This is a genomic window from Paenibacillus puerhi, from assembly GCF_009846885.1.
GTDB lineage: Bacteria > Bacillota > Bacilli > Paenibacillales > NBRC-103111 > Paenibacillus_G > Paenibacillus_G puerhi.
Genome location: NZ_WUWM01000013.1, coordinates 99419 through 115152 on the forward strand (window position 1 = coordinate 99419; position 15734 = coordinate 115152).

The following is a 15734-nucleotide window of genomic DNA, read 5'->3' on the forward strand; positions in this document are numbered from 1 at the left end:
ATGGTCACATTCGGTAAAGGTATGAGAGGGTTGCTTGCGGCTGCGGCTTCGCTCGTTTTCCTGGCAGGCTGCGAAGCGGCGCCTGCCAACCCAGCCTCGGGAAAGGAGCAGGGGGAGACGAAGCCAGCCGGCGCGTCGTCTGCCAATGAACTGCTGATTTATACGGTAAATCCGCCTTACTTTGCCAAGGAAGAGTATTTCGAGAAGCAGGTCGGTCAGCTGCTAAAGAAGAAATTTCCCGATGTCACCATCAAGCATATCCATTGGGACAATCCGGGTCGGCAGTATAAGGACCTGATTGCAGCGGGGACGATCCCCGATATAATTTTCGATAATACCCGGATGAACGTGCAAAGATGGATTTTCGCGAATGACCTTCAATACGACCTTAGCGATTTGATCAAGAAATATAACTTTGATACGTCCCGATTGAATCCGTCCTTGTTTGCGCAGATGAAAAATTTGTCGACGGAGGGAAAAATCTTCGGGCTGCCTTTTAACAATAATGACTTTGTTCTGTTTTACAACAAAGACATCTTTGACAAATTCGGTATCGATTATCCGACGGATGGGATGACGTACGATCAGATCTATGAGCTGGCCAAACAATTGACGCGCGTGGAAGGCGAGATCACCTACAAGGGCTTTGCGCAAAATCCCGGGCATTACATGAATTACAATCAGTTGTCGTTGTCTCCGCTCAGTCTCACGGAGGATAAGGCGAGTTTAAACTCGCCCGAGTGGAAGACGGTTGTCGATAATTTGAGACGGTTTTATGAGATTCCGGCCAACCAGTTCGATACGGTGGAGGTATTCGCTTCCAAGGGGAATATCGCGATGGCTGTCGCTACGGTCGATCATCTGGTTTCTTTTTACGAGCAGAATAAGCAGTTGAACTTCGATATCGTCTCGGTTCCTTCCTTTGCAGAAGCTCCAGGCATGCGGTATCAGCCGAATGTGTATTCGATGTATATCACGAAGCAATCGACGAAGAAGGATTTGGCTTTCCAAGCGATGGCCGCCATTTTGTCCGAGGAGCATCAGATCGAGCTGGCCAAGGAGGGGGTGATCGGTCCGCTGGAATCGAAGGCGGTGCAGGAAGCATTCGGGCAGCATTTGCCGCAAATGCGAGGCAAGCATGTACCGTCGATTTTTTACGGTCAACCGGCGATGCCTCCCGCAGCCCGCATGTCCGGCTTAGTCTGGTACGACGTTCCGATGCAAAATGTATTCGATCCGTTAATATTCAAGGAATCCAAGGATTCCGTCACGGCGCTGAGGATGATGGAAGAGCAGTCTACCAAAGCGATCCAGACGTTGAAGCAGTCTTCCCCATAAATTCGAGAAGAGAAGGTGAACCGTTTGAAAAAGAGTATGTTGGTCCTGCTGTCCCTGATGCTCGTATGGATGACCGTGCTTTCCTTCACGGCAGTCGCCGGAGCGGCCGGCGAGGTTCGGATCGCGGCTGCGAAGAAGGCCGATGATTTCGGAGATTTGAAGGATTTGCCTAAGGAACAGAAGGATAAGTTCGACAAGCTGCTGGCCGACGGCGTGTTCAATGGAGTATCGGATGATACCTTCGGGCTTGATGTCCAGATGAACCGGGCTCAATTCGCCAAGGTCGCAGCGATCATATTCGGATTGACTGTCGATCAGACGCTGGCGGTTTCCTCCTTCACGGATGTTCGGGCCGATGATCCGGCGAACTCCTATGCGCTTCCTTACATCGAGGCGTTGAAGGAAGCAGGATTGACGAATGGCTATGACAGTGAAGGGAAGCTCTATAACCCTGCTGGGCCCGTGTCCAGACAAGAGCTGTCCGCTTTCCTGATCCGCGGTCTCGGCTGGGAGGAAGCGGCGGGTAAAGCAACAGCCGTTGCCGATTCGACTGTAGATGAGTGGGCTAAGCGTTACGTAAGCCTCGCGCTGGAGAAGAAGCTGCTGACTTCTGCACAAGGCGGAGAGTTTGACGGCAAGTCTCCGGCGACGCGCCGCATGCTGGTCCTTGCCAGCTATGAAGCCAAGCAGCAGCTCGGCAGCAGCGGCACTGCGACGCCGCCGGCGCAAACGCCTGCCCAGCCGGCCGCTCCGGCCCCGGAACCCGGGAAGGAGAAGCCTGCAGGCGAGGTTTCGCCGAAGGGTAAAAAGCTGCTCATCGTAGGTCGTGAGAGAGCCGCAGAGGATGTAGTGATCGGCGACCGCATGAAGGCGCTTGGATTTGTGGTCAGCTATCTCGTCGACCGTCGTCTGGCTCCCGATAGAATCAAGGATTTCGATCTGATCTTCATCAGCGAAACGACGAACTCCAAGTATGTGCAGAGCAACCTGGATGAGATGAAGAAGCTGACGATCCCGGTAATCTATAACAAATCGATATCTATGGGCGACCTGCAGCTGTCTGAAACGTCGGAAAACAGCCGTGTGAACAAGGTGAAAACCATCTCGATCAAAAATGCCAGCCATCCTCTGGCAGCCGGTGTGACAGGCACGCCTGAGGTGTATACGGAAGACGGCATCATCTACTACGGCGTGCCCGCCAAAGAAGCTACGGTCATTGCTACCGTCGCCGGGGATGAGAAGAAAGCGACCATCTATGCGTATGAGAAGGGCGCTAAAAATCTGAAAGGCGAGCCGGTTCCAGCCCGCACCGTGTTCTTCTACATGGCGGCCGGCATGTCCACCAAAACGACGGATACCGCCTGGAAGCTGATCGAAGCCACCTTCCTCTGGGCCTTGCAGAACAAATAACGTAAGCGGCCCCGCCCCAATCTAACCGGATTGGGGCTATTTGTCCCTGAGGAGGCAGGCGTGGCTTGACAAGCGGAACGGACCCCGCGGGGTCCGAGAAGGAGGGCGGAAACCTTGATATCTCATGTGGAGCCAAGTTCAGTGCCCCTTATCCGGGCAGTCGGCATATCCCGGGTGTTCGGCAAAGGCTCTGCAGCCGTGCATGCCCTGAATGGCGCAGACCTGCATATTCCAGCGAAGCGACTGATTGCGCTTCGCGGACGATCGGGCTCGGGCAAAACAACGTTGATCAATATTTTGGGTACGCTGGACCGGCCGACGGACGGACAGGTTTATTTTGACGGGATCGATCTGGGCCTGCTGTCTGAGCGCCGTCGCAATGAGCTGCGAAGAACGCGGATGGGACTTATCTTTCAGTCCTTCGGCTTGGTGTCCCTGATGACGGCTTACGAAAATGTCGAGTTCGGTCTGCGGATTGCAGGCGTAAAGCCGGAGCTGCACAAGCCGTATGCCGAGCGGGCACTCGACCTGGTCGGATTGAAGGGGCGGATGAAGCACCGTCCCTTCGAGATGTCGGGAGGCGAGCAGCAGCGCGTGGCCATCGCAAGAGCGATCGCTCATAAACCATCGCTGATTCTGGCGGACGAGCCGACGGCCGAGCTTGACAGCAAGATGGGCCTGCAGGTGATGAGAGCGTTTCAAGTGCTGGTGAAGGAAGAGGGCATTACCGTGATCCTGACCACGCATGACCCTGCCATTATGAGTATCGCCGATCATGTGTATACACTGGAGGATGGCCGAATTGTGGAGGAAACCTAGACTATCGCTGCGGCATGCCATCGCTATCGGAGCCTTGTCGGCCATGCTGGCAGGCTGTTCTTTGCTTCCGGTCGAGGAGGAGGAGCTTCAGCCGCCTTTGGTCGAGCCCGTCAAGGAAACGCTGACGATCTACGAGGTGAAGCGTGCCGATATTACGAAGCAGTTGACCGGCGTCGCCACTTTCGCTTCCGATAAGATGGATTATTTGCATTATACCGAATCCGGAGCGCGCCTCGTCGGTCTGAACGTCAGACTTAATGATCGGGTAAAGGCCGGCGATGTGGTAGCGACGACAGAGATGAACGATATGGATAATAAAATCCGGCTGCAGGAAATCGCGATCGAGAAGATCGAAATTGCATTGAAGCAGGAGCTGGTGGATAAATCGATGGACGATCCTGCGATCCGTCTGAAGGTGCTTGACCTGGAAAGCGCGCGGATTCAGATGAAATCGCTGAAGGAACAAGTTAAGCGCTCTCAGCTGGTCGCTACGATGGACGGGATCGTCACCTATCTCGATCCCATCAAGCCCGGCGAGCAAGTGTCCGCCTACAAAGACATCGTCACCTTATCGGACCCCACCCGGATGAAGCTTGTGTATACAGCCGCAACTTCCAATGATTTGGCGGGCGTGGAGCTGCATATGGAGGTAGGGGTTAAGCTCAAGGACATGACGCTGACGGGTCAAGTCGTCCAGACGCCGCTCAGCGCGCCTCCTACCGGCAACAAAGCGATCGACGATAAGAATGCGAAATCGCTCGTTATTCAGGTCGATGGTTTGCCGCCTGAGACGAAGATCGGCTCCCATGCCGATATCACGATCGTCACGGAGCAGCGGGAGAAGGTGCTGGTGATTCCAAGAGCCGGGCTGCGCAGCTATATGGGCCGTGACTATGTACAGGTGATGGAGGGCGACAGCCGCAAAGAGGTTGACGTGGAGAAAGGCATCGTTGCCGCTACGGAGGTTGAGATTCGCAAGGGGATCACAGAAGGTCAGCGGATCATTCTGAACAATTAGGAGGCTGGGACGTTGGCTTTGTTTCTCATGATCCTGCGCAAAATGATCAATAACAAATGGCTGGAGCTCAGCCTGCTGTTCGGTCTGGTGCTCTCAGTCGCGCTCGCCAGCAGCATGCCGATCTATACGAATGCTATCCTGCAGCGCTTGCTGGTTCAGGAGCTGAAGCAGCTGCAGCTTACTAACAGTCAATATCCCGGCATATATTGGCTGTCGGCTCAGCTGCCCTCGGGTGAAGCCTCAAGCCGTTCCAAGGTGTCCGAAACCGACGTCTTCATGAGCGAGGCCGTCCATTGGTTCGACCTGCCGGTGCAAGCCTATGTCCGGGAGAGAGCGACCCAGCGATATAGCCTGACTCCGGCCTTGACCAACAAGGCGGATCCCGGGAAGCAGCGTTCGGCCGATATGACGGCGATCGAAGGGATGGAGCAGCACATTCGTCTGATCGATGGCAGAATGCCGGCAGCGGAGCCTTTGGACGGCGTATATGAAGCGCTGGTCGTACCCGATGCCTTGACGGAGCTCGGGATGGTACTCGGCCACGAATTCGCCCTGGGCGTTCCGCAGGGAGAGGCGCCCGTCTATGTCAAGCCCGTCGGCGTGTTCGAGCGCAGCGATTACCAGGACCTGTTCTGGTATAACATCCCAAGCAGCTACAAGAACAGTTTCCTGATCGATTTCGCCCTATTCGAGCGGGATTTTACGGACTCGGGCAAGCTGAACGTCCAGTCCAGCTACTGGTATACGGCCCTGGATTATACCCAGATGACGCTTGCTTCAGCCACCGACTTCCAGAGAGCGGACCGGATGATCCAGAAGCATATGGATGAGCGCTATGAGGCGCATAACAAGAATGCACCGGCGATGAGGACGCTGGGCACTTATTACGTGAAGGAAACCAGCCTCAGGCAGCTGCTTTGGTCGCTGAACGTGCCGGTGATGCTGATGCTTGCATTTTACCTGTATATGGTGGCGAACCTGATTACGGAAAGGCAAAAAACCGAGATCGCCGTGCTTCGCAGCCGGGGAGCGAGCCGGCTGCAGATCATGGGCAGCTATGTGGCGGAGGGACTCGTGCTTGGCGCTTTGGCTTTCCTGATCGGTCCGTATCTGGGCCTTGTTCTGACCCGGATGCTTGGCGCTTCCAGCGGTTTTCTCGAATTCGTGCAGCGCGCCAAGGTCGACGTCAGTCTGAACGGAGACGCCTACCTGTACGCGCTGATTGCGGTAGCCGTCTCTTTGATCATGACGCTCATTCCTGTGGCACTCGCCATGCGGGTATCGATCGTCGGTCACAAGCAGCAGTCGGCGAGGCAGGGGACGACCTCGTTCTGGCACAAATACTTGCTCGACTTCGCGCTGATCGGGATCGCTCTGTACGGCTTGTATACCTACAGGACGCGTATGGAGGACCTGCAGTCGCTCGGACTGAAGTCCGGGGATCTTCGGATAGATCCGCTGCTGTTTCTGATACCGGCTCTGTTCATCCTCGGTACCGGCCTGCTGGTGCTGCGCTTATATCCATGGCTGATGAGGCTGATCTACCAAGCCGGACGGCGCTGGTGGCCGCCCTCCTTGTATGCCACCATCATTCAGGTCAGCCGCTCGACGCTCCAATACCAGGTCATCATGGTCTTTCTGATCGTCACGATCGCAACAGGGCTGTACGGCGCCAGCGCCACACGCACCATCAATGCCAATACGATGGATAAAATCCGCTATGCGGCTGGCGCGGATATTACCCTCGATATCCGCTGGGAGAATGACGCCCCTCCTGTCATCCTTTACAGCTTGATGCAGGAGGAGGAGGAAGCGGCAAGCAGCGGGCAGAACGAAGGGGAAGCGGAGAAGGAGCCGCCTCGCCGAATCCAATATGCCGAGCCGTCCTTCCTGCCCTTCACCCAGCTGCCGGGAGTCCAAAGCGCTGCCAAGGTGTTTGTACAGCCTCAAGCGGAGCTGGAGAAGGGCAAAACGACCGAAACCGTCGAGCTGATGGGGATCGATACGAAGGCTTTCGGCGAAACGGCCTGGATGCGCGACAAGCTGCTGGATCATCATATCCGGGATTACTTGAACCTGATCGCTCCCCGTCCGTCCGCCGTGCTGATCTCCCGATCGCTTGCAGACGAACACGGGATTCAGCCCGGAGAGACGATTTCGATCGGATGGAAGGGTGTGGAGAAAGCATCGTTTACCGTCTACGGGGTTATCGATTACTGGCCTTCCTGGAATCCGAATCCGGGAGCGGCCGGCTCCGTCACGGTGACGTCGAAGGACGGAAATGCGACGAAGGTCCGCAAGCCGATGCTGGTCATCGGGCATTTGACGTACATCCAAAACAACCTGGGTCTTGAGCCGTACCAGATCTGGCTGAAGCTGAAGCCTGACGCGCCCAGTCAGGCGGTATACAAGGCCGTGACGGATCAAGGCTTCCAGATCGACGAGCTGCAGGATGCCAAGCAGGAGCAGATTCGGGCGCTCAAGGATCCGTTCCAGCTGGCGATTAACGGCGTGATGACGCTCGGCTTTCTCATATCGGTCAGCATCTGTTTCTTCGGCTTCCTGCTGTACTGGATTCTATCCCTTCATGCCCGAACTCTTCAGTATGGCATCTTTCGGGCCATGGGCATTTCCTTGCCGCAGCTGGTCGGGATGCTGGTCGGCGAGCAGATTATGATCTCTGGCGCAGCCATCGCCATCGGCATGATGACGGGCAGCTTAACGAGTCAATTGTTCGTCCCCCTGTTCGAAATGTCCTTCGATCCTCGCGCCCAGGTCCCGCCCTTCCAGGTGATGTTCGATCCGCGGGATCAAACCAGGCTTTATGCCATCGTGACGGTGATGATGACGCTTGGGCTGTCGGTAATCGCGGTGATCGTGTCCCGCATCCGCATTCATCAGGCTGTGAAGCTCGGGGAGGATTAACCATGATTCATTGCGATAATTTGGTGAAAATTTATAAAATCGCCGATCTGGAGGTCGTCGCGCTGCAGGGGCTGGATCTGCAGGTGCAAGCCGGAGAGGTGATGGCCATCATCGGCAATAGCGGAAGCGGCAAGTCGACGCTGCTGAATATGCTCGGCGGCCTGGACCGCCCGTCCGCCGGCCGGCTCATCGTGGACGGCCAGGATCTGCTGAACATGTCGGAGAAGGATCTGATCCGCTACAAGCGGGAGACGGTTGGCTTCGTCTGGCAAAATAACGCCCGCAATCTGATCCCATACTTATCGGCGCTGCAAAATGTGGAGCTTCCTATGCTCCTTCAAGGGAAGCGCAGACGGGAACGCGCCCGCGAGCTTCTGGAAGCGGTCGGGCTCGGGCACAGGCAGCATAACCGGCTGCATCAGCTTTCCGGGGGCGAGCAGCAGCGGGTGGCGATTGCCATCGCGCTGGCGAACCGGCCCAGGCTGCTGCTGGCGGACGAACCTACGGGCTCGGTTGATACGAACATGGCTAATCAAATTCTCGATCTGTTCCGCCATTTATCCCATACCTTAGGGTTGACTGTAGTTATCGTCACTCATGATCCGCTGCTGGCGAAGAAGGTGGACCGGGTGGTGGCCATACGCGACGGGAAGACCTCCTCGGAACTTGTGCGCCGGAAGACGGGAGCATCGGCTGAGGAAGGGGTTGGAGAGGATGCGGCGAGCGAGGAGGATTCCCATGTGGAATACGCCGTACTCGACCAGGCGGGAAGGGTGCAAATTCCCGCGGGCTTTCTGGAATCGATCGGCGCCCGTCAATCCAACAAAGTGCAGGTTACGCTGGAGGAAGGCAAGATCGTCCTTCTGCCGCCGAAGTCACGATGACTTGAATAACCTATAAAGTAGCAGAAACACCCCCATGCCCGGAAGATAAGGTTGTAATAGATTTAAGAAAGCGCATACATACTATTTCATACGGAGGTGTCATTTTGGTTAAACGAGTAGCAACGATATTATCCTTCGCACTGGCGCTTTCGTGCTTGACTCCGCTGGTTCATGCGGAGGAACCCGCCACGAAGGGAGCGGAGACGCAAGTGCAGGAGCAGGGGCTTCCTGCGGCGTCAACCTCCCCCTCGTCCGATGCAGCGGGAGAGAGCACGGCAAAGCCGGCGAAGACAGGCAGGTCTTCGGATGACTTCGCGGATCTGAAGGATTTATCGGAAGAAGAGAAGGCTGCTATCGACGAGTTGCTTAAGCAGGGGATCTTTGAAGGCATTTCCGCCGATACCTTCGGGATCGATGAGAAGGTTAATCGCGCCCAATTCGCCAAGATCGCCGCTCTGATCTTCTCTCTGGAGGTAGACAACACGCTGAAACAGTCGAGCTTCGAGGACGTGTCGGCGGACGATCCGGCCCATTCGTATGCGCTGCCGTATGTAGAAGCTTTGAAGAAAGCGGGGCTTACGACCGGATACGATGCGGAAGGAAAGCTGTACCATCCCTCCGGCGAGGTAACCCGGCAGGAGCTTGCTGTGTTCCTGATTCGCGGGCTCGGACTTGAGGAGGAGGCCGGCCAAGCCGAACCTGGCGATGATGAAACGGTAAGTGTCTGGGCGGAAGGGCATGTCGCTTTGGCGCTTGAGAAGAAGCTCATGACCGCAGAAGCCGGGGGCCTATTCGAAGGCAGCCTGCCGGCTACGCGCAAAACGCTTGCGCTGGCCGCCTACGAGGTACTGCAATACGCCAAGGCTGTGGAGAAGGAGAAAAACAAACCCGATAAAGTATCGATCATCGAGGTCAAAGCGATCAAGTCGAATAAGCTGCTGATCAAGCTGGACCGTGAGGTCGATACGACGGCAGAGCTGGTCATTATCAAAAAAGGATTGAAGGACACGACAACCACCGACAGCCAGTCGACGACCACGACGGAAATCAAACCGCTGGCCGCCTTCGTCCAATGGACCGATGCCAGCCTGACCGAGGCGACGATGGAGCTTGATCTCAAGCTGGAGCAAGGGAAGTATATCATCGAGCTGAAGGGCTTGCCGGAGAGCGATGTAGAGAAGGGCACCTTTGAATTCGAAGCGGAGGAGGAGAAGATCAGTCACATCGAGTTCGTCCCGACCTCCGATAAGCTGCCTCAATCGAAGGTGATGATTCCCTACAAGGCGATCAACCAGTATGACGAAGAAACGAGTCTGAAGGCGAGCAATGTGAACATCTCGATAGGGGCGAGAAATCGGACTCCGATCATGGTCCCGAACAGCCGCTTTCTTATCCTGGATCTGAGCGAGGAGGTAAGGGATAGTCAAGTCTTCGTATCTCTGTTTGACCACAAGAACTTCCAACAGGCCAGCCATATCTTTACGGTGGGAGACAAGCCGATCGTATCCAAGGTAGAAGTCGGAGACTTGAAATTTCAGGATGGCCAATCGGTCCTCAAGACAGGCTTCCGGGCATTCCTGAACTTCAAAGCCTATGATCAATACGGCAACCGGGTGGTTGATACGGGCGTGCTGAACAGCGGGATGGGCGTTCAGGTGTTTATGACGCCTGGCGATGTCATCAACTACGACAAAACGATCAATAACTTCCAGGACATCGATAATGACGGCTATCCGGAGCTGCAGCTGGATACGTATCCCAACCTCAAAATCGATAAAGAGGTAACGGTTCATTTATTTGCTCCGGGCGGCGGAGACGAAGTGTCCAAAACCTTGAAGGTAGCTGCTCCAAAAGCACCCGCATCCGTCGAATTCTACGCGTGGGATAAGACGCTGGCCGATGGCGATGCCGAGAAATTCGTGGAGATAATCGTCAAGGACGCCACCGGCTACAAGCTGACCGTCAGCGAAATTGTGTACGCGGAGCTGCAGGGTCAGCTTGCGATCAGCAGCACCGGACCGCTCGTGCTGGAGTCGGATGCACCGAGCCGAACCAATAGCTCCGGGCAACTCGTAAACGGGTTAAAGGTCCAAAGCAAAGGGAGCTCGCAAGGGAAAATTCGCATCAAGGAAATTAACGGTCGAGGGCCTGCGAGTGTAATGGTCAGGCTGGTGGAGCTCAATATGATGGAAACGCTGCCGCTCGAAATCAAGGAGAAGCGGACAGCCAATGCGATCAATTCCGGAACGCAAAAGGATGAGAACGACGTGGAAGTCGTAAAGCCGCTTCATTATTCGCTGCTCTGGGGTACCGAGGCCGGCCCGACCTTCAAGGTAGTGGATCAGTATGGAGACGAATTCAGGCAAGAAAAAACGAATTTCAAGGTGGACCTGAAGCTGGAGAAAACGAGCGGACAAACGGGCTCGATCACGCAAACCAAGATTAACAACGTGGTCGTCAATGACGTATATGGGACACGGCTGGAGCTGAAGGACTTTTCTTCCAGGGAAATTAAGTACACAGCCTCTGCCAATCTGGTGGGCAGCTACCAGTTGACCGCTTCTCTGGTCGAGGTCAATCCCGTCGATCAGAGCATCGTTCGGACTCTCGGCTCGCTGATCTCGACAGTGGAGGCAGTAAACCCGGCGACCGCTTATGTGAAGTATGAGCTAGACTTGCCTGACAGTCTGTTTGCTACCGGCCGGGCTCTGTACGACCGGAACATGATCAGCAGCGTAACGGATGCGACCTATGTGCTTAAGCATTACACTGAATTTGGCAAAAAGGTCGAAGTCCGAGCAAAGAATGCGCTTGGCACGGAATACAAGCGGACGATTCCGATCATCGGGATTACTTCGAACGCGACGAGAGTCATCGGACATGACAACAAAGAGAAGGTAGTCGGACTGGATAGCGGTAAGGCTACCGTCACGGCCTTTTTTGAAGCGTACAATGGGGATATTCAATCCGTATCCAAGGATGTGTCGGTCAATTCGGACGAACTGTATGTCAAAGAGTCGAAGATGAATGACAGCGATGTCGTCAAAACGAATGGGGCTACGCTGAATCTGAACGGGTTGAGTCTCTGGGATAAGGAACTGATCGGCAATAACAGAGCCAACTTCCAGATCCGCGACCAATACGGTCACACCATCGATTTTAATATTCCCATCTATAATGGCTTAATGGATGTGAAGATGTTCGTGGGCAATGTCAAGTACATCGAGCCGTATACGGATCCGGCCCATAAAGAACGCGATACGATCTCCGTCAGTCCTGACTTCAAGTTGGTTTACACACGGAAGGGAGACCCGAGCCGGAATAATATCAAGGAGTTTACCCTCTATCTGGCGTCGACGCATGGCATTAAGAAAAAACGGTTCATTCTCTATCCTTGATCCGTAACCCACCCAGCCCCTGCCGGATTTCCGGCAGGGGTTATTCATGGGGTGCCGCCTATTTTTCCATCGGCATGATCCCCCTATAATGACGGTCGTTTCCGCTACTGGTGGGCGAATCATCGGCTTGTATACTGGACAGTAGACAGGAGGGAGCCAGGTTGACCAAAAAACGATATGTGATCTGCGGCGTGAGCGCACGGGCGAACGGCATGTTCATCCGCAACATGCTGGATACGTTTCAAGCCTACTGCGAGATCGTCGGCTTATTGGATGCGGACCCGGCCCGGTTCCGCAACTGCTTCGCCAAGTTTCCGGCGCTGAGCGGCAAACCGGTCTACAGGCCCGACCAGTTCGACCAGATGATTCAGGAAACGAAGCCGGACGTCATCCTCGTAGCCGGTGCCGACCATACCCATGCCGACTATATTGTGAAGGGGCTGGAACGAAACCTCGACGTGATCTCGGAGAAGCCGATGGTCACCACGGGAGCGGACTGCAAGCGGGTGCTGGATGCGCAGGCGGCCAGCCACGGCCGGCTTTACGTGGCGTTTAACTACCGGTACTCACCGGTCCATACGCGAATCAAGGAGCTTATTCTTGAGGGACGGGTAGGACGAATAACGTCGGTGGACTTGAACTGGTATCTCGATACGTATCATGGAGCTAGCTATTTCAAACGATGGAACCGCAAGCGGAGCCACTCCGGCGGCTTGTCCATCCATAAAAGCACCCATCACTTTGATCTGGTCAACTGGTGGATTGACCAAGTTCCATTGGAAGCGTTCTCATATGGGGCGCTGCATTACTATGGCGCTGAAGGGGAGCTGAATCCGGCGAAGGAGGATGGCCGGTTCTGCGGAACATGCCGCGTCAAGCCGGCCTGTACGTATGCCATGCGATGGTCATCGCGGAGCAAGGAAACGGTACCCGCCGACGACCACGTCGGCCAGATCGAGGTGAAGCCCAGCAGCTACACGGGATACCGGGCGGATGCCTGCATCTTCGATTCCGAGATCGACATCGAGGATACGTATACAGCGGTCGTGAAGTACGACCGCGGCGCACTGCTGAGTTATTCCGTCAATTTCTCGCTGCCGTACGAGGGCTATCGTCTCGCGATTAATGGAACGAAGGGCAGGCTGGAGACGATGGAGATGGTCTCGGGGCGCGCTTCCTTCGAAGTGCCTCCGCAGACGATCGACTATTATCCGCTGTTCGGAGGCAAGGAAACGATCCATGTCGTCCCGAGGCCAGGAGGGCACGGCGGAGGAGACCCGCTGCTGCTGGAGGATTTGTTTCTCGGTCCGGACCCGCTTAGGTCCTATGATATTCTGGCGGGCGCAGCGGCCGGAGCACGCTCCGTACTGACGGGAGAAGCGGTATGGAAGTCGGTACGGACGGGCAAGCCGGTACGGATCGAGGAGCTGCTCGTTCCATCGGAGCCGACCGGAATAGGAGGAGGTTAAATGTTGTACGAGAAGCTGCAAAATGTTCAAATCGCGCATTTCGATGTCAAAAGCCAGCTGCCCAGATGGATCTACGAAAAGGCCATGAACGCAGCCCGGGAGGGAGAAGCCGCACGGGAGGCCTTGAAGGATATTTCGGATGTCGAGCGCCGGCAGCAGGCTATTAAGGAAGGGCTGGAGCAATGCCTGGGAGGGCTCCCGGCTTCCGATACGCCGTTGAACCCGAGGGTCACGGGGATGGTGACGGGGAACGGCTTTCGGGTCGACAAGGTTGTGTTCGAGCCAAGGCCGCGTGTCTATGCCACGGCCAATCTGTATATTCCGGACGGGTTGACAGAACCTCGCGGAGCGGTGCTCGTCTTGTGCGGCCACCGGGAGCAGGCGAAGCATTGCGATGAATACCAGACGGTCTGCCAATACTTGACGCATGCGGGACTGGTCGTTCTATCGCTGGACCCGGTAGGACAGGGAGAACGGTTCGGATTCTACGATCCGGCAGCAGGCGTGGCGCCGATGACGAGCGTGACGGAGCATGAGAATGTCGGCCGTCAGTGTCTGCCGCTTGGCGACAGCTATGCGAAGTATATGCTTCATGACGCCATGCGGGCGATCGATTATCTGTGCACGCGCGCGGAAGTCGATCCGGCGCGGATCGGCGTAACGGGCCATTCCGGCGGCGGGACGCAGACGGCGCTGTTGATGATGTACGACAAGCGGATAGCGGCCGCAGCCCCGGCGGGCTTTATTATGAACCGCCCGTATTTCCTGCTGACGGGCAAAGCCCAGGATGCGGAGCAGAAATGGCCCGGATTTTCCGAGCTTGGCTTCGATCACGAGGACATCGTGCTGGCAATGGCCCCGCGCCCGGTACTTGTGCTGGCGACCACCTACGATTCCGTGCCCATCGAAGCCCCGCGCCATACGGTAGCCGTGAACCGCAGGTTCTGGGAGCTGTACGGACAGGGCGACAAGCTCGGGATTTGCGAGGACGTGAATGTCCATAAGTTCTCAGTCCCGTTGGTGAGGGGCGCGGCCCGATTCTTCTCCGAGCATTTGCTCGGGAAGGGAGTGGAACCGGCAGCGGATGTGGTTGAGCTGCTTCCGGCCGATCAGCTGCTTTGCACGCGAAGCGGCCAAGTGAATGCGGACTGGCCCGGGGCGCTAAACGTGCATGCCGAGAACGCAGGCCGGCTGACTGTTTTTGAGCATCTGCGCGGGGAAACGGATGATACCAGCCAGAAGCAGCAGGCGATTGCGTGGCTGCGCGAGCGCGTCTTCAAGGACCGTCCGCCATGCGAGCTGAATCCCCGGCTATCGGGAGGGGGAGAGATCGGAAGCATGTGGGTGCTTCGCACCGCATGGTGGAGCCAGCCGGGCTTGCTCGGGCATGCCCTTCAGTTCTTTGAAGCGAGGCTGGCCGACCAGCCGCTTCCTGTCACGATCGCCGTTTGGGACGGAGGCACAAGCCGTCTGGAGGAGCACGCCGACTGGATCGAGGAGACAAGCGCGTCAGGCCGCCTCGTCATCGTGCTGAATCCGACGGGCATCGGTGCGCTGCTGCCTCATCTGAATCACCCGGAGGAGAAGCCGTTCAAGCGCTTCGGGCTGATGGACCGGTTCACGGACGAATTGATGTGGCTGGGCGACAGTATGGCCGCCGTCCGCACCTTCGACGTGCTGCGCGCGGTCGAGCTGGTCAGCGGTCTGGCCAACGTGGATGACCGCGATATCCGGTTATACGGCAGCGGCCGCTACGGCATCTATGCGCTGCTTGCCGCTCTGCTGGACCCGCGCATCGGAGGAGTGCAGACGGATCGACGGATGAACAGCATCGGCGATTGGATCAGGGAGCCGTTCTATGACGAGACGGACTCGCTCAGCTTTATTCTGCCGGGGATGCTCCGCTACTTCGACCTGCCCGATGCGGACCGGTGGCTGAAGGAGGAGGGACGGCTGATTCAAAACGCGGTGTCGGCGCGCGCCGAACACGCAAGCTAGTAGAACGTTCCCATCCCATACCTGCATAGGTATCGGGATCGGCTAACGGACATGGCGTACTTTTAGCGGTCCCAAACGTCCGGAAAACCAAGAAATTGTCGCTCTTACGGTCCCATATGAGGTTGTCGATTCATTGTGGACGGCAGCGCAGTTAAGTAAAGGCTGATCGTAACGGACACCAAAGTCGCTATTTCACAAAAATGGGGCCTGTTCAAATTGTAACGGACACAGACGACCTTACTTACGTCAAAACCGCATAGAATGGGCGGAAATGCACCAAATAGCGTCATCTGAGTCCGTTAGATTTTCAATATCGCGAAAATGCTGCAAATAGAGACTCTGAGGTCCGTTAACCGTAACCCCGCCACCGCTCCTATATTGCTACATGATTACATGACTTTCAGAGCGCTCTACTAACGAAGGCTAGGCAGGAGCCTCCTATCTAAGAGGCGCCTGTACAATCTGTTAATCTGTG

9 protein-coding genes are annotated in these 15734 nt (G+C 56.1%); all 9 read left to right on the forward strand.

The window, feature by feature from the left end; all coding sequences use genetic code 11:
* Positions 1-1338 (forward strand): ABC transporter substrate-binding protein, encoded by a 1338-nt coding sequence (locus tag GSF01_RS13755; RefSeq protein ID WP_235941474.1) that lies wholly within the window; start codon positions 1-3, stop codon positions 1336-1338.
* Positions 1339-1362: 24 nt separating this feature from the next.
* The gene (locus tag GSF01_RS13760) at positions 1363-2748 is read left to right on the forward strand and encodes an S-layer homology domain-containing protein (protein ID WP_159884911.1); all 1386 of its coding nucleotides are present in this window, start codon (positions 1363-1365) and stop codon (positions 2746-2748) included.
* Positions 2749-2865: 117 nt separating this feature from the next.
* Entirely contained in the window at positions 2866-3567 is a 702-nt protein-coding gene (locus tag GSF01_RS13765; protein WP_201305389.1) for an ABC transporter ATP-binding protein, read from the forward strand.
* On the forward strand, positions 3551-4585 hold the full coding sequence (locus GSF01_RS13770) for an efflux RND transporter periplasmic adaptor subunit (protein ID WP_235941477.1): 1035 nt from the start codon (positions 3551-3553) through the stop codon (positions 4583-4585). The genes GSF01_RS13765 and GSF01_RS13770 overlap by 17 nt, the downstream gene beginning before the upstream one ends.
* 12 nt (positions 4586-4597) lie before the next feature.
* The gene (locus GSF01_RS13775) at positions 4598-7510 is read left to right on the forward strand and encodes an ABC transporter permease (RefSeq protein ID WP_159884914.1); all 2913 of its coding nucleotides are present in this window, start codon (positions 4598-4600) and stop codon (positions 7508-7510) included.
* A gap of 2 nt (positions 7511-7512) precedes the next feature.
* Positions 7513-8394, forward strand: coding sequence for an ABC transporter ATP-binding protein (locus GSF01_RS13780; protein WP_159884915.1), 882 nt, complete (start codon positions 7513-7515; stop codon positions 8392-8394).
* A 104-nt stretch (positions 8395-8498) separates the two neighbouring features.
* Positions 8499-11792, forward strand: a complete 3294-nt coding sequence (locus GSF01_RS13785) for an S-layer homology domain-containing protein (protein WP_159884916.1) — start codon at positions 8499-8501, stop codon at positions 11790-11792.
* Between the two features lie 161 nt (positions 11793-11953).
* Positions 11954-13261, forward strand: a complete 1308-nt coding sequence (locus GSF01_RS13790) for a Gfo/Idh/MocA family protein (RefSeq protein WP_159884917.1) — start codon at positions 11954-11956, stop codon at positions 13259-13261.
* On the forward strand, positions 13262-15259 hold the full coding sequence (locus tag GSF01_RS13795; protein ID WP_235941479.1) for an alpha/beta hydrolase family protein: 1998 nt from the start codon (positions 13262-13264) through the stop codon (positions 15257-15259).
* Positions 15260-15734 lie beyond the last annotated feature (475 nt).

Bases quoted from the DNA above. Each gene is read 5' to 3' on its own strand.
- GSF01_RS13755 (WP_235941474.1), top strand. From the start codon at position 1: ATGGTCACATTCGGTAAAGGTATGAGAGGGTTGCTTGCGGCTGCGGCT.
- GSF01_RS13780 (WP_159884915.1), top strand. From the start codon at position 7,513: ATGATTCATTGCGATAATTTGGTGAAAATTTATAAAATCGCCGATCTG.
- GSF01_RS13795 (WP_235941479.1), top strand. From the start codon at position 13,262: ATGTTGTACGAGAAGCTGCAAAATGTTCAAATCGCGCATTTCGATGTC.